16 protein-coding genes are annotated in these 18,472 nt (G+C 70.1%); 8 read left to right on the top strand and 8 right to left on the bottom strand.

The features are described from left to right. Positions 1-94: 94 nt before the first annotated feature. Both NGF19_RS15680 and NGF19_RS15675 read right to left on the bottom strand, forming a co-directional pair. Positions 95-715, bottom strand: a complete 621-nt coding sequence (locus NGF19_RS15680) for an L-threonylcarbamoyladenylate synthase (RefSeq protein WP_252425516.1) — start codon at positions 713-715, stop codon at positions 95-97. A 130-nt stretch (positions 716-845) separates the two neighbouring features. Continuing rightward, positions 846-1,376 carry a pep a2 gene (locus NGF19_RS15675; protein WP_252425515.1) on the bottom strand — a complete coding sequence of 177 codons (531 nt, stop codon included), beginning with the start codon at positions 1,374-1,376 and terminating at the stop codon, positions 846-848. A gap of 352 nt (positions 1,377-1,728) precedes the next feature. On the opposite strand from NGF19_RS15675, the gene NGF19_RS15670 reads away from it, so the two are divergent. The 5 genes from NGF19_RS15670 (at position 1,729) to NGF19_RS15650 (ending at position 10,120) form a co-directional block, all read left to right on the top strand. Further along, positions 1,729-3,732 (top strand): alpha-1,4-glucan--maltose-1-phosphate maltosyltransferase, encoded by a 2,004-nt coding sequence (locus tag NGF19_RS15670; RefSeq protein ID WP_308288487.1) that lies wholly within the window; start codon positions 1,729-1,731, stop codon positions 3,730-3,732. Then, entirely contained in the window at positions 3,729-5,462 is a 1,734-nt protein-coding gene (treS, locus tag NGF19_RS15665; protein ID WP_252425514.1) for a maltose alpha-D-glucosyltransferase, read from the top strand. Before NGF19_RS15670 ends, treS begins: the two co-directional genes overlap by 4 nt. A 46-nt stretch (positions 5,463-5,508) precedes the next feature. After that, complete coding sequence (locus NGF19_RS15660; RefSeq protein ID WP_252425513.1) at positions 5,509-6,906, top strand: maltokinase N-terminal cap-like domain-containing protein; 1,398 nt, start codon at positions 5,509-5,511, stop codon at positions 6,904-6,906. After that, positions 6,903-9,149 carry a 1,4-alpha-glucan branching enzyme gene (glgB, locus tag NGF19_RS15655; RefSeq protein WP_252425512.1) on the top strand — a complete coding sequence of 749 codons (2,247 nt, stop codon included), beginning with the start codon at positions 6,903-6,905 and terminating at the stop codon, positions 9,147-9,149. The genes NGF19_RS15660 and glgB overlap by 4 nt, the downstream gene beginning before the upstream one ends. Positions 9,150-9,325: 176 nt before the next feature. Continuing rightward, positions 9,326-10,120 carry a SigB/SigF/SigG family RNA polymerase sigma factor gene (locus NGF19_RS15650; protein WP_252425511.1) on the top strand — a complete coding sequence of 265 codons (795 nt, stop codon included), beginning with the start codon at positions 9,326-9,328 and terminating at the stop codon, positions 10,118-10,120. Between the two features lie 177 nt (positions 10,121-10,297). Here NGF19_RS15650 and NGF19_RS15645 read toward each other — a convergent pair whose 3' ends face one another. Continuing rightward, positions 10,298-10,660 (bottom strand): ANTAR domain-containing protein, encoded by a 363-nt coding sequence (locus tag NGF19_RS15645; RefSeq protein ID WP_252425510.1) that lies wholly within the window; start codon positions 10,658-10,660, stop codon positions 10,298-10,300. A 227-nt stretch (positions 10,661-10,887) separates the two neighbouring features. Between NGF19_RS15645 and NGF19_RS15640 the strand changes: the two genes are divergently transcribed. Genes NGF19_RS15640 through NGF19_RS15630 form a run of 3 tightly spaced genes read left to right on the top strand, consistent with a single transcriptional unit; the run spans position 10,888 to position 13,168 of the window. Then, positions 10,888-11,568: an ABC transporter permease gene (locus tag NGF19_RS15640; protein WP_252425509.1), complete on the top strand. Its 681-nt coding sequence runs from the start codon at positions 10,888-10,890 to the stop codon at positions 11,566-11,568. Beyond that, the gene (locus NGF19_RS15635; RefSeq protein WP_252425508.1) at positions 11,565-12,233 is read left to right on the top strand and encodes an ABC transporter permease; all 669 of its coding nucleotides are present in this window, start codon (positions 11,565-11,567) and stop codon (positions 12,231-12,233) included. The genes NGF19_RS15640 and NGF19_RS15635 overlap by 4 nt, the downstream gene beginning before the upstream one ends. Then, positions 12,233-13,168 (top strand): ABC transporter substrate-binding protein, encoded by a 936-nt coding sequence (locus NGF19_RS15630; protein WP_252425507.1) that lies wholly within the window; start codon positions 12,233-12,235, stop codon positions 13,166-13,168. The genes NGF19_RS15635 and NGF19_RS15630 overlap by 1 nt, the downstream gene beginning before the upstream one ends. 68 nt (positions 13,169-13,236) lie before the next feature. Here the strand turns inward: NGF19_RS15630 and NGF19_RS15625 are convergent, their stop codons facing one another. The 5 genes from NGF19_RS15625 to NGF19_RS15605 all read right to left on the bottom strand — a co-directional run bounded on the left by NGF19_RS15625 (position 13,237) and on the right by NGF19_RS15605 (position 18,299). After that, complete coding sequence (locus tag NGF19_RS15625; protein WP_252425506.1) at positions 13,237-14,010, bottom strand: hypothetical protein; 774 nt, start codon at positions 14,008-14,010, stop codon at positions 13,237-13,239. 182 nt (positions 14,011-14,192) lie between these two features. Further along, positions 14,193-15,347 carry an ABC transporter ATP-binding protein gene (locus tag NGF19_RS15620; RefSeq protein WP_252425505.1) on the bottom strand — a complete coding sequence of 385 codons (1,155 nt, stop codon included), beginning with the start codon at positions 15,345-15,347 and terminating at the stop codon, positions 14,193-14,195. Between the two features lie 18 nt (positions 15,348-15,365). Next, positions 15,366-16,034, bottom strand: coding sequence for a LutC/YkgG family protein (locus tag NGF19_RS15615; protein WP_252425504.1), 669 nt, complete (start codon positions 16,032-16,034; stop codon positions 15,366-15,368). Then, positions 16,031-17,506, bottom strand: a complete 1,476-nt coding sequence (locus tag NGF19_RS15610) for a lactate utilization protein B (protein WP_252425503.1) — start codon at positions 17,504-17,506, stop codon at positions 16,031-16,033. The genes NGF19_RS15615 and NGF19_RS15610 overlap by 4 nt, the downstream gene beginning before the upstream one ends. Before the next feature lie 37 nt (positions 17,507-17,543). Further along, entirely contained in the window at positions 17,544-18,299 is a 756-nt protein-coding gene (locus tag NGF19_RS15605; protein ID WP_252425502.1) for a (Fe-S)-binding protein, read from the bottom strand. Positions 18,300-18,472: the final 173 nt, after the last annotated feature.

The raw sequence follows: 18,472 nt of genomic DNA, 5'->3' as shown, positions 1-18,472 counted from the left end.
CCGTGCGCCGCAGGAGCCGTTTCCTGTCTCTCAGCGTGCACCCGTCCCCGGAGCCGGACCAGCCGGGCCGCCGCGCGACTCCCGCCCGGGGACGTCACTCGAACCGTGACGTGTCGCCCGCCCCCCTGCGGACGATCTCGGCCTCGCCGCCGGAGAAGTCGATGACCGTCGTCGGCTCGGTGCCGCAGTCGCCCGAGTCGATCACGGCGTCCACGAGGTGGTCGAGCCGCTCCTTGATCTCCCAGCCCTGTGTCATCGGCTCCTCCTCACCCGGCAGGAGCAGCGTGCTGGACAGAAGCGGTTCGCCGAGTTCGGCGAGCAGCGCCTGCGCCACGACGTGGTCGGGGATGCGGACGCCGACCGTCTTCTTCTTCGGGTGGAGCAGCTTGCGCGGCACCTCGCGGGTCGCGGGGAGGATGAACGTGTAGCTGCCGGGGGTCGACGCCTTGATCGCGCGGAACACGTCGTTGTCGAAGTACACGAACTGGCCGAGCTGGGCGAAGTCCCGGCACACCAGCGTGAAGTGGTGGCGGTCGTCGAGATCGCGGATCGCGCGGATGCGTTCCATGCCGTCGCGGCTGCCGAGGCGGCAGCCCAGCGCGAAGCAGGAGTCCGTCGGATAGACCACGAGCGCGCCGTCCCGGATGCTCTGGGCGACGTGGCCGATCGTGCGCGGCTGGGGGTTGTCGGGGTGAACGTCGAAGTACTTCGCCATCCGCCGAGTGTCGATCACGGGGGACCGCACTGTCCACGCGACGGGGCCCGGAGCACGCGTACGGGGCAGCGGGGCGCGGCGGCTGTGGCATGGCTGTGGCTATGTCTATGGCTATGTCTATGGCCTGTGGCTAGGCGTTCGCCGTGGCCGGCTCCGGATACCCGGTCAGCGCCTCCCACCAGTCGCCCGCGAGGGCGACCGCCGCGGGCGGCAGGACACGCGGGAGGGCGCGTGCGTCGCACAGGCTGGGTACGGGCATCACCGGGACGAGCGGGGCGCGGTCGGCGACGCGGGCCCGTTGCGAGAACCAGATGATCTTGCCCCCGGTACCGGCGGCGCAGCAGCCCCAGCCGTTGCTCAGCGCCGCGATCTGCGTCAGACAGCCCTTCGGCGCGGAGTGCGGCCGGATGTCCGGCTCGCTGTCCTGGATCGCGGTGATGAGGTGCTGACCGTTCCACCACATCTCGAGCGTGGTGTTCTTGTCCTCCGCGTGTTCGTCGATCGTGCGCAGCAGCGCTTCGGCGCACTGGCAGACGGGCTCGGCGAGCGTCTCGATGTCCCAGTAGCGGAGGTGGGCGGCGAGGATCCGCCCGATCTGCCCGATACGCTCCGGACTCACCTCTACATCGAGGTGGTAGTAGCAGGGTGCTGCGTTCTTCATCGTCGTTGGCTCCTCACCGGCAAGCTCGCGCTTCGCATCGCCCTTCCGGGCCTCTCGTCGCCCTTCTCGGCCGAGCCCATGCACGAAGCGTGAGCGGTCAGCGCTTCTGAGTCAGTACCAGGGTGCGAGTGCTACTCCATTCGTGCAACACGAGCCACATGCACCTCATTTGGTTCATATCTGAACAGGACGCTGCGTGTCGCTGCGTGCACCATGAGTGAAGGTTCGCGCGTGTCGTCACGGATCGGTACTGGTCCGTGCACGGCCTTCCCCTGCCTTCCGCCGTGGCCCCGCGAACCGTCCGGGACGGGCTTGGACCGAGTGAGTGGCAAGCGAGTGGGAGGTGACCGGCGTGACCCTGATCGGACGCATCCCGATCCTGGACGTCCGCCCCGCCGTCGACGGAGGCAGGCGCCCGGCCAAGGCGGTCGAGGGGGAGACCTTCCAGGTCACCGCGACGGTCTTCGGCGAGGGCCAGGAGATCGGCGCCAATGTCGTCCTGCTGGACCCGCGAGGACGCCCCGGCCCCTGGACACCGATGCGCGAACTGGAGCCCGGCACCGACCGCTTCGGCGCCGAGGTGACACCGGGGTCGGTCGGCAGATGGACGTACCGGGTGGAGGCGTGGAGCGATCCGGTCGCCACCTGGCGGCAGCACGCACGCATCAAGATCCCCGCGCGGATCGAGGTCGCACTCGTCCTGGAGGAGGGTGCGGACCTCTACGAACAGGCCGCGGCGGGGGTGCCCGACGGGCCGCGAAGAGAGGTCGTACGGGCGGCCGTTCGCGCCCTGCGTGACGAGTCCCGGCCGCCGCTCGCCCGTCTCGCCGCCGCGCTGTCCACGGAGGTGGGGGAGGTGCTGTCCCGGTATCCGCTACGGGAGCAGGTCTCGTCGTCGGACGCGCTGCCGCTGCTGGTGGAGCGGGAGCGGGCACTCGTCGGAGCCTGGTACGAGTTCTTTCCGCGGTCGGAGGGAACGCCGGAGCAACCGCACGGGACGTTCCGGTCGGCGGCGCGGCGGTTGCCGGCGATCGCGGAGATGGGCTTCGACGTCGTGTATCTGCCGCCGGTGCATCCGATCGGGGTGTCGTTCCGCAAGGGGCGGAACAACGCGTTGGTGGCGGAGGCGGGGGACGTGGGAGTGCCGTGGGCCGTGGGTTCGCCGGAGGGCGGACATGACGCCGTGCACCCGGAGTTGGGGTCGTTGGAGGACTTCGACCACTTCGTGGAGCGGGCGCGGAGCGCGGGGCTCGAGGTGGCGTTGGACTTCGCGTTGCAGTGTTCGCCGGATCATCCCTGGGTGCTGAAGCACCCGGAGTGGTTCCGGCAACGGGCGGACGGGTCGGTGGCGTTCGCGGAGAATCCGCCGAAGAAGTACCAGGACATCTATCCGGTGTTCTTCGACGCGGACATGGACGGGCTGGTGGCGGAGACGCTGCGGGTGCTGCGGTTCTGGATGGAGCGGGGGGTACGGATCTTCCGGGTGGACAATCCGCATACGAAACCGGTGGTGTTCTGGGAGCGGGTGCTGGGGGAGATCGGCCGGACGGACCCCGATGTGGTGTTCCTGGCGGAGGCGTTCACCCGTCCGGCGATGCTGCGCACGCTGGCGCAGATCGGGTTCCAGCAGTCGTACACCTACTTCACCTGGCGGAACACGAGGCGGGAACTCATCGAGTACATGCGAGAGTTGACGGGGGAGTCGGCGGCGTATCTGCGCCCGAACCTCTTCGTGAACACCCCCGACATCCTGCCCGCCTACCTCCAGGACGGGGGCCGGGCGGCGTTCGAGGTACGGGCGGTGCTGGCGGCGACGCTGTCGCCGTCGTGGGGGATGTACTCGGGGTACGAGCTGTGCGAGAACGAGGCGTTGGAGCCGGGCGGGGAGGAGTACGCGGACTCGGAGAAGTACCAACTGCGGCCCCGCGACTGGGAAGCCGCCGGGCGCGAGGGCCGCAGCATCGCCCCGTTGATCGCGCGGCTGAACGCGATCCGCCGGGAGCATCCGGCCCTGCGCAGACTGCGGAATCTGCATTTCCATGACGCGGACAACGACGCGGTGATCGTCTACTCGAAGTGCTCGGGTGCGGATGTGGTGGTGGTCGTGGTGAACCTGGATCCCCACCACACCCAGGAGGCGACGCTCTCGTTGGACATGCCGCGGCTGGGCCTGGACTGGAAGGACTGCGTGCCGGTGCGCGACGAACTCACGGGCGCCGTCCACCAGTGGGGCCGGTCCGCGTATGTGCGTCTGTGTCCGGGCAGCGGCCCGGCGCATGTGCTGACGGTCGTCCGACCGCCGTCCGCGCCCACGTCCTTGTCGTCACCGTCGATCGGAGGGTCACCCACACGATGATCGTCAACGAGCCCGTCCCGGACACCTTCGAGGACACCCCCGCCGTCGACCGTGACCCGCAGTGGTTCAAACGGGCCGTCTTCTACGAGGTCCTGGTCCGTTCCTTCCACGACAGCAACGGCGACGGCGTCGGCGACCTCAAAGGGCTGACCGACAAGCTGGACTACCTGCAATGGCTCGGTGTGGACTGCCTGTGGCTGCCCCCGTTCTTCACCTCGCCCCTGCGCGACGGCGGTTACGACGTCGCCGACCACACCGCCGTCCTGCCGGAGTTCGGGGATCTCGCGGACTTCGTGGAGTTCGTGGACTCCGCGCACGCCCGCGGTATGCGCGTGATCATCGACTTCGTCATGAACCACACCAGCGATCAGCACCCTTGGTTCACGGCCTCCCGTACCGACCCCGACGGCCCCTACGGCGACTACTACGTCTGGGCGGACGACGACAAGCAGTACTCCGACGCGCGGATCATCTTCGTCGACACCGAGGCGTCCAACTGGACCTTCGACCCGGTGCGCCAGCAGTACTACTGGCACCGCTTCTTCTCCCACCAGCCCGACCTGAACTACGAGAACCCGGCTGTGCAGGAAGAGATCCTCGCCGCCCTCAGGTTCTGGCTCGACCTCGGTATCGACGGCTTCCGTCTGGACGCCGTCCCCTACCTCTACCAGCAGGAGGGCACCAACTGCGAGAACCTCCCCGCCACCCATGAGTTCCTGAAACGAGTGCGCAAGGAGATCGACGCCCACTACCCCGACACGGTCCTGCTGGCCGAGGCCAACCAGTGGCCCGAGGACGTCGTCGACTACTTCGGTGACTATCCGAGCGGCGGCGACGAATGCCATATGGCGTTCCACTTCCCCGTCATGCCCCGCATCTTCATGGCCGTGCGCCGCGAATCGCGCTACCCCGTCTCGGAGATCCTCGCCAAGACCCCCGCCATTCCCACCAATTGCCAGTGGGGCATCTTCCTGCGCAACCACGACGAACTCACGCTGGAGATGGTCACCGACGAAGAACGCGACTACATGTGGGCCGAGTACGCCAAGGACCCCCGTATGCGCGCGAACATCGGGATCCGCCGCAGGCTGGCTCCGCTGCTGGACAACGACCGCAACCAGATCGAGCTGTTCACCGCGCTGCTGCTGTCCCTGCCGGGCTCCCCGATCCTCTACTACGGCGACGAGATCGGTATGGGCGACAACATCTGGCTCGGCGACCGCGACGCGGTACGCACCCCGATGCAGTGGACCCCCGACCGCAACGCGGGCTTCTCCTCCTGCGATCCCGGCCGCCTGTACCTTCCCACGATCATGGATCCGGTCCACGGTTACCAGGTGACCAACGTGGAAGCGTCGATGTCCTCCCCGTCCTCCCTGCTGCACTGGACCCGCCGTCTGATCCAGATCCGCAAGCAGAACCCGGCGTTCGGGCTCGGTTCGTACACGGAACTGCCCTCCTCCAATCCGGCCGTCCTCGCCTTCGTCCGCGAACATGGCGACGACGTGGTGCTGTGCGTCCACAACTTCTCCCGGTTCGCCCAGCCCACCGAACTGGACCTCGGCCGCTTCACCGGCCTGCACCCCGTCGAACTCATCGGCCAGGTCCGCTTCCCCGCCATCGGTGAACTCCCCTATCTCCTCACCCTCGCAGGCCACGGCTTCTACTGGTTCCGCCTTCGCACACACGTCCCCAAGGCCACCAAGGTGAACTTGTTCGTGGGCGGTTGATCCATCGCCGCTGATCCGTCGGCCGCCACGGAAAGGACGCGACGCCATGCCGACGACCGAGACCGCAACGCTCCGCCAGGACAGCAGCATCAGCGCACTGTTGCTGCCCTGGCTCCCCGGTGTGCTGCGCGCATGGCTGCCGCGGCAGCGCTGGTTCGCCGGCAAGGGCCGCCCCGTCACGGATGTGGCGCTGCTGTCGGTGACCGAACTCGCCCCGGGCTGCCTGCACATACTGATACGCGCCGACTACGCCGAGCAGCCGGGGGTCCGTGCTCCGGACACCGATCCGGCGCACGACTGCTACCAACTCCTCCTCGGCATGGGAGAGTCGGTTCCCTCCCGGCTCTCTCCCGCCGTCCTCGGACGCGTGAGCGAGGGGCCGTTGGCCGGACTCCTGGTGTACGACGCCCTTTTGGACCCGCGTCTGGCGTCCTTGCTGCTGGAGCGGTTGCGCACCCCGGGCACCGTGGGCGCGCTGCGCTTCGAACGCGACCGGAGGACGACGATCCCCACCGGACTCGCTCCGCGTCTCATCGAGGCCGAGCAGTCCAACTCCTCGCTGGTGTACGGAGACAGCTACATCCTGAAGGTCTTCCGCCGGATACGCCCCGGCATCAACCCCGACCTGGAGGTGCCCTGGGCCCTGGCCCGGCAGGACTGCACCCGCGTCCTCGCCCCGGTGGCCTGGTTCCGCACCTCGAACCCGTGGGCCGCGACGCTCGGTGTGCTCCAGCCCTTCCTGCGCGGTGCCGCCGACGGATGGACCCAGGCGCTCGACGCGCTCGCGTCCGGGCGGGAGTTCACCGAAGAGGCGTACGAGATGGGGCAGGCCACCGCCGAGGTGCATCTCGCGCTCGCCGCCGCGTTCCCCGTCGCGTCACAGAGCGCGTCCGAGAACGGGCCCCTCGCCGCCGCCATGGCCGAGCGCCTCCGCGACGCCATCCACGCCGTACCCGAACTGCTGCCGTACGCGGCGGGGTTGCGCTCCGCCTTCACGGAGCCGGCCGCGCTCGACGCACCCCGACCCGCACAGCGCATCCACGGCGACCTGCACCTGGGCCAAGTGCTGCGGGCCGAACGGCAATGGCACGTCATCGACTTCGAGGGCGAACCGGCCCGCCCGCTGCCCGAACGGCGGCGCGTCCAGTCCCCGGTACGCGATGTCGCGGGCATGCTCCGCTCCTTCGACTACGCGGCCCACGCGCGAAAGCCATGGCGCCCCGAGTGGGCCCTGCGGTGCCGCGAGGCGTACTGCGCGGGCTACGCCGTACAAGCGGGCTGGGACCCGCGGGCGGAAGCCGCGTCGCTGCGCGCGTACGAGACGGACCGCGCCGTGTACGAGGTCCTGTACGAAGCCCGCCACCGCCCCGACTGGCTGCCCGTGCCGATGGCGGCGATCGCACGCCTCGCCGAACGCCCCGGCCTGAGGAGACCGACACCGTGACCCCTCCCACCGCCACCCGACCGCCTCTCGTCTCAGCACAGTTGGGCGAGAACACGGCACCGGCACCCGCGCCCCCCGCGGACCGCGAGCGACTGCTGGCGGGCGGCCACCACGACCCGCACGCGGTGCTGGGCGCGCACCTCGTACCGGGTGGTGTGGCCTTCCGCGTCCTGCGCCCGTGCGCCCTCTCGGTGACGGTCGTCATGGACGACGCCTGGTCCGAACTGCACGACGACGGCGACGGCTTCTTCTCCGTGCTGCTGCCGCTGCGGGACATACCCGAGTACCGCCTGCTGGTGGCGTACGAGGGCACCGTGCTGGAGACCGAGGACCCCTACCGCTTCCTGCCCGCGCTCGGCGAACTGGACCTACATCTCATCGGGGAGGGCCGCCACGAGGAGCTGTGGCAGGCGCTCGGCGCCCACCCGATGACACACCAGGGCGTACCCGGCACCCGCTTCACCGTCTGGGCCCCGAACGCACAAGGGGTCAGGATCTGCGGGGACTTCTGCCACTGGGACGGCACGGGCTGTCCGATGCGTTCGCTCGGTTCGAGCGGGGTGTGGGAGCTGTTCGTGCCCGGCGTCGGGGACGGCGCACTGTACAAGTTCGACATCACCTGCCCCGACGGTACGCACACCGTCCGCGCGGACCCCATGGCCCGTCGCACCGAGGTCCCCCCGGCCACCGCGTCGATCGTGACGAGCTCGTCGTACACATGGGGCGACGGTGACTGGATGGCGCGGCGCGGCGAGCTGCCCGTGCACGAGGCGCCGTTCTCCGTCTACGAGGTCCACCTCCCCTCCTGGCGCCCTGGTCTGACATACCGTCAACTGGCCGACGAGCTCCCGGCGTACGTGCGCGACCTCGGCTTCACACACGTGGAGCTGATGCCGGTGGCCGAGCACCCCTTCGGCGGCTCCTGGGGCTACCAGATCACCGGGTTCTACGCCCCCACCGCCCGCCTGGGCACCCCCGACGACTTCAGACACCTCATCGACCGGCTCCACCAGAGCGGGATCGGTGTCCTCATGGACTGGGTCCCGGCTCACTTCCCCCGCGACGAGTGGGCCCTGGCCAGGTTCGACGGCCGACCCCTGTACGAACACCCCGACCCCCGGCGCGCCGCCCACCCCGACTGGGGCACCCTCGAGTTCGACTACGGCCGACGCGAGGTGCGCAACTTCCTGATCGCCAACGCCCTGTACTGGTGCGAGGAGTTCCATGTCGACGGCCTGCGCGTGGACGCCGTCGCCTCCATGCTCTACCTCGACTACTCCCGCCCGAGCGGCGAGTGGACCCCGAACCAGCACGGCGGCAACGAGAACCTCGACGCCGTCGCCTTCCTGCGAGAGCTGAACGCCACCGTCTACCGCCGTCACCCCGACATCGTCACCCTCGCCGAGGAGTCCACCGCGTGGGACGGCGTCACCCGCCCCACCCACCATCAGGGCCTCGGCTTCGGCCTGAAATGGAACATGGGCTGGATGCACGACACCCTCGTCTACCTCTCGAAGGACCCCGTACACCGCAGACACCACCACGACGAGCTGACCTTCTCCATGGTGTACGCGTACAGCGAGAACTACCTGCTGCCCCTCTCCCACGACGAGGTCGTCCACGGCAAGCGGTCACTGGTCGCCAAGATGCCCGGCGACTGGTGGCAGCAACGTGCCACCCTGCGCGCCTACCTCGCCTGTACGTGGGCCCACCCCGGCAAGCAACTCCTGTTCATGGGACAGGAGTTCGCCCAGCCCACCGAATGGTCCGAAGCCCATGGCCCCGACTGGCACCTCCTCGACCCCGCCCATGGAGCCGAACCCGACCACCGCGGCATCCGCGACCTCGTCCGCACCCTCAACACCCACTACCGCGCACGGCCCGCCCTGTGGCAACGCGACACCCACCCCACCGGCTTCCGCTGGGTGGCGGTCGACGCGGCGGACGACAACGTCCTCGCCTTCCTCCGCTTCGACGCACAGGGCACACCCTTGCTGGCCGTCTCGAACTTCTCCCCGGTCGTCCGCCACGACTACCGCCTCGACGTCCCCACGTCCGTCCCCGCCTGGCACGAACTCCTCAACACCGACGCCGCCCCCTACGGCGGCAGCGGCATCCGCAACCCCGGCCCACTGAGGCCGGACGACCGGCAGGGGCACCTCCACCTCACCCTCCCGCCCCTCGCCACCCTCTGGCTGTGTCCCGCACGGCCGTCACACCCCGACGCCGCGGGACCCCCCTGAGTCACGCACGCAAGGAAGCTGTTTGGTGCCGTGAATGCCGGGAATGGGCCCTTCAGTGCTTCGGACAGGAGGCACGTCCGTGGGAGCTGGCCCCACCAGAGCCCGGGTGTGTCCTGTGTGTCCGGTGGTGCGCGCTCCCATGGTGACGGTCCAGTCAACCTGCTGAGGGGCAGCACATGCGCACCACGGCAAGAGCGAAGCAACACCCGCACGACGACGCCCCCGACACCACGGAGGCCTTCTCACGGCTCCGCGGCCTGTGCGAGGGCGCGGAGCGGCAGGCCCTGCGCGACGAGATCGTCCGGTCATGGCTCCCCATGGCCGAGCGCATCGCCCGGCGCTACCGGGGCCGGGGCGAGGCGGTCGAGGATCTGTGCCAGGTCGCGGCCCTGGGCCTCGTCAAGGCGGTCGACCGCTATGAGCCGTCGCGGGGGTACGCCTTCGAGAGCTATGCCATCCCCACCATCACCGGTGAGATCAAGCGGCACTTCCGTGACCACATGTGGGTCCTGCATGTGCCCCGCCGCGTCCAGGACCTGCGGAACCACGTGCGTACGGCCGCCAAGGAGATCGCGCACGCGACCCCGGGGCACAGTCCCACCGTCGCCGAGATCGCCGAGCACACACAGCTCAGCGAGGACGACGTCCGCGTCGGCCTGGAGGCCATGGACAGCTTCACCGCGCTGTCCCTGGACGCCGAAGTGGCGGGAAGCGACGACGGATACGCGCTCGGTGACGCACTGGGCGAGTCCGACTCCGGCTACGACCTGATCGTCGACCGCGAGGCCGTCAAGCCCTGTCTGCGTTCCCTGCCCGAGCGTGAGCGCACCATCCTCTACCTGCGCTACTTCCGCGGTATGACCCAGAGCCGCATAGCCAGTCGGCTCGGCATCTCGCAGATGCATGTGTCGCGGCTGCTCAGCGGGTGTTGCGCGCGGATGCGCGAGGAGGCGCTCACCGACTTCGGCTGAGCGCGGTACGGGGAGCGGGCGGTTCGGGGAGTGGAAGGGGCACGCATGCGGCCGTCCAGGCCGGTCTTCAGCCGGACGGCCGTCTGCGGTGGGCTCACTGCCGAACCCTCCCGGGAACGGTTGGGCCAGTGCGCCGTCGCCTTCCGGAGTATCCGCGTGAGGGCATTTGAAACGCTGTCAGCGGGGAGGAGGGTGGTCCGGAAGCCGGGTCGGGCCGTACCGGTCGAGCGTGTCCTCCAGGATGACGCGGAGGTCGTACGGCAGATCACCCTGGTGCCCCCAGACGAGCATCATCTCCGCCACGTTGCGCAGCTTGATGTTCGCGCGCTGTGAGACCTCCCGGAGCACCTCCCACCCCTGGTCCGGGGTCACATGTCCGAGCGCCATGAGCATGCCGATCGCCTGGTCCACGACCGCGTGCGAGGTGACCGCCTCCTTGAGCTGGGCGACCTCCTCCTCCAACTGGAAGATCCGCTCCGCCTCCCGGCCGGTGGGGTCGGGCTCGGGCTCACTGCTCCCCGGACGGGCGTTCACGGTCATCGTCCCTCCGGGGTGATCGGGATGGCGGGGTGTCGGGATATGGCGTGGTGGCCGGTGAGGGCCGGGCGGTGATCGGCGAGGGCTGGGCTTCGCCTCCATCGTCACCACTCGCGCAGGGGAGTGCGAGCCGGGGGAGGGCGCGCGGGACGCACCCGCTGTGCCGATGCATGCCCCGGAAGGGTCACCAAGACGAGCGCGCGCCCTTGCCCAGCCGGTGCAATGGACGCGTGACCGCGCCCCCGGACGACTGCCTGGCCCGCAACGAGTGGCTCTGCGGCGCGTATCTGCGCACCCGCCGCCACATCGTCCTCGACGCGGTGCTCCAGCATCTTCAGCTCACCACCGCGTCCGTGCTGATCGGGCTCGTGCTAGCGGTCCCGCTGGCCCTGCTGGCCCGCCGCTGGGGCTGGGCCGCCGGTCCCGTCCTCGCCAGCACCACGGTCCTCTACACGATCCCGTCCCTGGCGATGTTCTCGTTGCTCCTGCCCCTGTACGGGCTGTCGGCCACCCTCGTCGTCGCCGGTCTCGTGCTCTACTCGCTCACCCTGCTCGTCAGGAACATCCTCGCCGGGCTGCGCGCCGTCCCCGAGGAGACCCGGCAGGCCGCGCGGGGCATGGGGTACGGGCCGATCCGGCTGCTGCTCACCGTCGAACTGCCGCTCGCGCTGCCCGCCGCCATGGCCGGCCTGCGCATCGCCACCGTCTCGGCGATCTCCCTGGTCACGGTCGGGGCGATCGTCGGCTTCGGCGGGCTCGGGAACCTGATCTACGCCGGGATGAACACGTACTTCAAGGCGCAAGTACTGACGGCGTCCGTGCTGTGCGTGGTGATCGCGGTGGCGGCCGACCTGCTGCTGCTCGGTGTGCAGCGGCTGATCACGCCCTGGACGAGGGCCGCGCGCGGATGACGACTCTGGTCGACGCCTGGGCCTGGCTCGGCGACCCCGCGCACTGGGCGGGGGACGACGGCATCCGGCACCGGCTGCTGCAACATCTCGCCCTCACCGTCGTCTGCCTGGCGCTGAGCTGCGCGATCGCGCTGCCGGTCGCCCTCGTCCTCGGCCACCTCGGCAAGGGCGGCGCGCTCGCCGTCAACCTCTCCAACGCGGGCCGGGCCGTGCCCACCTTCGCCGTGCTCGTGCTACTGCTGCTCACCCCGCTCGGCCGGTGGGGCGAGGGCCCGACCGTGGTGGCCCTCGTCCTGTTCGCCGTGCCACCGCTGCTGACCAACGCGTACGTGGGCATGCGCGAGGTCGACCGCGGTGTGGTGCGCGCGGCGCGGGGGATGGGGATGACCGGTCGGCAGACGCTGTGGCGCGTCGAGGTGCCCTTGTCGCTTCCGATGATCCTGAACGGGGTACGGATCGCCGCGGTCCAACTCGTCGCGACCGCCACCATCGCCGCGCTGGCGGGCGGCGGCGGACTGGGCCGGATCATCACCGCGGGCTTCAACCTGGCCAGTACGCCCCAAGTCGTCGCCGGGGCCGTGCTCGTGGCCGGGTTCGCACTGGTCGTCGAGGGGATCTTCGAGGCCGTGGAACGCCTGGCGCCGCATCGGCGACGGGGGCCGTGATGCGACGGTACGCGGCGGTCGTCTCCCTGTTCCTGCTCGCCGGTTGCACCACCGGCCCCTCCCTGGAGACCCGTGGCGAGGTCACCGCGCCACCCGGCGACAGCGGCCGACTGACGGTGGGATCGGCAGGGTTCACCGAGAGCGACCTGCTCGCCCATATGTACGCGCTGCTGTTGCGCCAGGCCGGATACCGGACGTCCGTGCTGACCGTCGCCAATCGCGAACTGTACGAACCGGCTCTGGAATCAGGGCAGATCGACGTCGTCGCCGAGTACGCGGCCACCTTCGCGGACTGGCTCGCGGCCAAGAACGACGGCCCCGACGCCGCGACCGTAGGATCCCCCGACCTCGCCACCACCATGAAGGCCCTGCGGAAGCTGGCCGCGCCCCGCGGGCTCACCGTGCTCGACCCCGGCCGGGCGGAGGACCGCAACGCCTTCGCCGTGACACGGGAGTTCGCCCGCCGGCACCACGTGAGGACCCTGAGCGACCTCGGCAGGTCGGACCTTCGGGTACGGCTGGCGGCAGGCGACGAATGTGTCCGACGGCCGTCCTGCGCACCGGGGTTGAAGAAGACCTACGGCATCCGCGTCACGGGGGTGGACCCCAAGGGCGTCGGCACCACCCAGGCCAAGCGCGCCGTCCAGAGCGGACGGGACCAGATGCTGCTCACCACCACGACGGACGCCACCTTGGACGAGTTCGGCCTCGTCCCGCTCGCCGACGACAAGCACCTCCAGAACGCCGACTACGTCGTCCCGGTCGTCAACCGCTCCCGCGCGGGCGACGCACGCGTCGCCAAGACGCTCGACGCCCTCAACACCACTCTCCGCACAGGGGACTTGGCGTCGATGAACCGGCAGGTGGACAGTTGGCGGCGACTGCCGGAGGACGTGGCCCGCACCTATCTGAAGGACAAGGGCCTGCTGAGGTGAGAACGCCGGATATGAAAACGCCGGCCCCATTCCGGTGAGCCGGCGTTTCCCGGTGGTGGATGGCGCTGTCACCACTCGTCGTAGTAGTCGTAGTCGTCGTCGTAGTGATGGCCGCGGCCGTAGTCATGGACCACCCGGAAGCTGCCCACGACACCGTCCTCGCCGAACAGCCCACCGTACGCACCCTTGTGGACCCGGTTGGCCGCTACGCCGAAGGTCTCGCCGTGAGGGCCGACCGTGGCGACCGGGCCGCCGTTGTCGCAGGTGAACCCGCGGAAGACCTCCACGGTCTTCTTGCTGTCGTTGAAGACGCTGAAGCTGGTGGACCCCAGCCCGCTGACCGCGGTGATACAGCCGTCCACATGGGCGGAGTAGCTCCGCTCGTTGAAGTAGATCCTCTCCCTCCTGTGCCTGTGACGGCGACCCTCGTCGTCGTGGCCGTCATGTCTGTCGCGGCCTTCATGGCCGCGCCCTTCGTGTCCGCCGCGGCCTCCATGGCCTCCGCGGTCGCCGCCCTCTCCGCCGCGGCCACCCTCACCGCGACCTCGATCGCCTCCTTCGCCGCCGCGGCCTCCTCGGCCACCTCCTTCCTCTCTCTTGCCGCCCACGCTCTCGACACCGGGGTGGGCGGGGGCTGCCTTCTGGGCGGGCGGAGCGGCCGGCAGAGCGGGAGGGGCGGCCTGGGCGTGCGGCGCGGCCTGGTGGGCAGGCGGGGCAGCCGGATGGACGGGCGGCGCGGCCTGGGCGGGTCTGTCGTTCTCGCTCGTCGCGTAGGTGATGCCGGTGGTGGTCAGGACCGCAGCGCCTATGACGGCGGCGGCCACAAGCTTGTGCCTGGGCATATCACTTCTCTCTGTCTCAGAGACGCCGGCCGAGCAGCCGATCTGCGACGAACGTACTTAAGGCCCTATGTGCTGTCATATCGGGTATGGCCACGGTGTGATGTCGAGGGACCGGACGGGTGCAAACACATCACTGCTCGCATGACACCGCCCCGATACCGCGTCGGTGAGACCGCCTCAGCTCACGCCTTCGCCACCGAGTCGAACGACACCTGCCCTCGCGCGACACCCCGCGCGTCCGCGTCGACCGAACGGCGCAGTGCCTCGTGCAGCGTGGCCGGGGTCAGCACGCCGAGGAAGTGCGCCCCGTCCAGGACCGCCACCCAGCCCGCGTCCTGCTGGAGCATCAGCCCGAACGCCTGCCTGAGCGGGGCGCCCACCGGCACCCAGGCATCCATCCGGCGGGCGTGATCGCCTACCGAGCCCCCCGTGCCGAGCGCGTCGATGCCGACCCAGCCGTGCAGATCACCCGCGGTGTCCAGCACCACCGCCCAGCGTGCCCCCTGGGCGCGCAGCCGGGCCGCCGCCCGGTCGGCGGGTTCGTCGGGCCGTGCGAGCGGTGGCTGTTCCAGGTCGCCCGGCTCGACGGCGGTCACCGACAACCGCTTCAGCCCGCGGTCCGCCCCCACGAACTCGGCGACGTACGGCGTGGCGGGGGCACCGAGCACCGCACCGGGCGTGTCGAGCTGCTCGCCGCGCCCCGGCCCGTACACCGCGATCCGGTCACCGAGCCGTACCGCCTCCTCGATGTCATGCGTGACCAGCAACACCGTCTTGCGGACGGCCGCCTGCATCCGCAGGAACTCGTCCTGCAACTGCTCGCGCACCACCGGGTCGACGGCCCCGAACGGTTCGTCCATCAGCAGGACCGGCGGATCGGCGGCCAACGCCCGTGCCACACCGACGCGTTGGCGCTGCCCGCCCGACAACTGGTCGGGGTAGCGCGGCCCGTACGTCGTCGGGTCCAGGCCCACCAGATCGAGCAGCTCGGCGGCCCGCGCCCGTGCCCGCGCCCTCGTCCAGCCGAGCAGGAGCGGCACGGTCGCCGTGTTGTCGAGGACGGTACGGTGCGGGAACAGGCCCACCTGCTGGATCACATAGCCGATCCGCCGCCGCAGCCGCACCGGATCGACGGTCGCGACATCCTCGCCGTCCACGAACACACGGCCCGAGGTCGGTTCGACGAGCCGGTTGACCATCATCATCGTGGTCGTCTTGCCGCAGCCGGACGGCCCGACCAGCGTGACCAGTTCACCCTCGGCGACCTCGAACGACAGCTCGTCCACGGCCGCCGTGCCGTCCGGATACCGCTTGGTGACCCGCTCGAACCGGATCACGCCGACCTCGCGGGACCGCTACGCCAGGACATCGGGCTCGTCCCGGCCGTTCACCAGCACCACTTCGAGAGTGCGTGGTCCATGCACCCCCTCGACCCGGTCCAGTTCGATGTCGCTGGTCGCCGAAGGGCCGGAGATCCAGGTCGACGGGCGTACCGGGTCGAGGCGTTCCAGGGCGTGGGGCACGGAGGAGACGACCTGCTCCGGAACACGTACGACACAGATGTGGTGGTCCGGGACCAGGGTGATACGGCGGCGGCCCTGATCGGGGCCGCCGTCCAGCACGAGTGTGCCGGTCTCGGCGACGGCCACCGCGCAGCCGGTGACCACGCTGTCCACCTGGTCCAGGTCGTACGGGGTGTCCTCGGCCCGGTCCGGCACCTGCTCCGCGGCGCTCTCCGCGAGCCATCCCGCATCCAGGCCCATCGGTACGACCACGGTGCGCGCGCCCCGCTCGGCGAGCAACTCGGCGATCTTCGCCGCCAGTTCACCTTCGGTGCAGCGGTGCACGAGCGCCCGGTAGTCCGCCAGGTTCTCCGCGAGCAGCGTCACGTTCTCCTCGGCCGTGCGCGCGCCGTGCTCCCGCTGGTACTCCCGGCGCACGGCCCGCTCGTACGGAGGTTCGTCGTCCCGTACGTCCGCCAGTGCCCGTCGCACCCGGCCCAGGATCACATCCCTGCTGCTCACTTGGCCTCCTCTCCGCCGTGGCCGCGCTGCCACCAGTCCCTGAACGGCTCCGCGGGCACCGTCGGCAGGTCCCGGCTCGCGCTCCACGCCCGGCCCGGTCCCGGCAGGGTCCGCGGATGGAAGCGGCGCGAACGCGACGCCAGCCGCTGGCCCGTACGCAGCACCCCCGGGTGCCCGAAGGCCCACTGGGCCGCCCGCATCGCCGCCCGCTCGGCGGCATGGCCCTTCGCGGGCTTCAGGACGACCTTGTTGCCCGCCCGGGTCACCGGCCCGCCCTGCACGACCCGCTCCCGCAGATGTACGAGCACCTCGGGGATGTCGATGGCCACCGGGCACACCTCGTAGCAGGCGCCGCACAGCGAGGACGCGTACGGCAAGGAGGCATCGATCTCGCTCTGCGTGCCCCGCAGTTGGGGAGTGAGGATGGCGCCGATGGGGCCCGGGTAGACCGAGCCGTAGGCATGGCCGCCCGCCCGCTCGTACACCGGGCAGACGTTGAGACACGCCGAGCAGCGGATGCAGCGCAGCGCCTGGCGGCCGACCTGGTCGGCGAGCGCGTCGGTGCGGCCGTTGTCCAGCAGCACCAGATGGAAGACGCTCGGCCCGTCCCCGTCCGTGATGCCGGTCCAGGTCGAGGTGTACGGGTTCATGCGCTCGGCGGTCGAGGAGCGGGGGAGTGTCTGCAGGAACACCTCCAGGTCCCGCCAGGTCGGCACGATCTTCTCGATGCCGACGACCGAGATCAGTGTCTCGGGGAGGGTGAGGCACATCCGCCCGTTGCCCTCCGACTCGACCACCACCAGCGTGCCCGACTCGGCGACCATGAAGTTGGCGCCGGAGATCCCGACCTTCGCGCGCAGGAACTTCTCCCGCAGATGCAGCCGGGACGCCTCGGCGAGTTCCGCGGGCGAGTCGGACAGCCCCTGCGGGGCCGGGCGGCCCCAACGACCCATCTCGGAGCGGAAGATGTCCCGGATCTCGCCGCGATTGCGGTGGATCGCCGGGACCAGGATGTGCGAGGGGCGGTCCTTGCCCAACTGCACGATCAGCTCGGCGAGATCGGTCTCGTACGCCCGGATGCCCTCCGCCTCCAGCGCCTCGTTGAGCCCGATCTCCTGCGTGGCCATCGACTTGACCTTGACGACCTCCGACTCGCCGGTGTCCCGCACGAGTTCGACGACGATCCGGTTCGCCTCGTCCGCGTCGGCGGCCCAGTGGACCGTGCCGCCCGCCGCCGTCACCGACTCCTCCAACTGCTCCAGACAGCGGTCGAGATGACGGAGCGTATGGTCCTTGATCCGCCGCCCCGCCTCCCGCAGCTCGGCCCAGTCGGACAGCTCGTCGACCGCCTTGGCGCGCTTGGCGCGGATGGTGTGGGTGGCGTGGCGCAGATTGCCGCGCAGGGTCTGGTTGCCGACCACCTCGTGCGCGGCCTTCGGGAACGCCGGCATCCCGACGAACATCCCGCTCATGCGATCCGTCCCTTCACCTTCATTCGGGCGACGATGTTCACCGCGGCGGCTCCTGCTCCGTGCTCGCCAGGATCTCCGCGATGTGCACCGGCCGCATCCCGACGCGCAGCCGCGCCATCGTCCCGCCGAGGTGCATCAGACACGCGTTGTCGGCCGCGCACAGCACCTCGGCGCCCGTGGACTCGGCGTTGCGCACCTTGTCCACCCCCATGGCCGCCGAGACGTCCGGGTTCTTCACGGCGAAGGTGCCCCCGAAGCCGCAGCACTCGTCGGCACCCGGCAACTCGACCAGCTCCAGTCCCCGTACGGCTTCGAGCAGCCGCCGGGGCCGGTCCCCGAGCCCCAGGCTGCGCAGCCCGTGGCAGGTGGGGTGGTAGGTCACCCGGTGCGGGTAGTACGCGCCGACGTCCGTCGCCCCGAGCACGTCCACCAGGAACTCCGTCAGCTCGTAGGTCTTCGGGATCACGGGCGCCAACCGGGTCGCGAGGGTGTCCCCGCGCCCCTCGGCCCGTGCCCGCGCGCCCAGCCGCGGATACAGCTCCCGCACCATCGCCCCGCAGGAGCCGGACGGCGTCACGATCGCGTCGTACTCCCGGAAGACGTCGGCGTACCGCAGGGCCAGCGGCTCGGCCTCGTGCCGATAGCCCGTGTTGTAGTGGGCCTGCCCGCAACAGGTCTGGCCCGGCGGGAAGTCGACCTCGACGCCCAGCCTGGTCAGCAGCCTCACCACCGCGCGCCCCGTGTCCGGATAGAGCGTGTCGTTGACACAGGTCAGGAACAGAGCGACACGCATCGCGGCTCCTCGTGAGCTGGTGGTCGGTCATCAGGTGCGGTTCGGGTGCGGGTATCAGGTTCGGGTGCGGGCATCAGGTTCAGGCGCGGGCATCAGGTGAGTGCAGGGTTGACTACTGCTCTGTGGGGGGCGTGCGTAAAACCGGTTTCGCTCGATCGTGTGATCATCATCTT

Source organism: Streptomyces macrolidinus, assembly GCF_023887685.1.
GTDB lineage: Bacteria > Actinomycetota > Actinomycetes > Streptomycetales > Streptomycetaceae > Streptomyces > Streptomyces macrolidinus.
The sequence above is the reverse complement of the archived record's forward strand: the minus strand, read 5'-3'. Positions and strand labels throughout refer to the sequence as shown.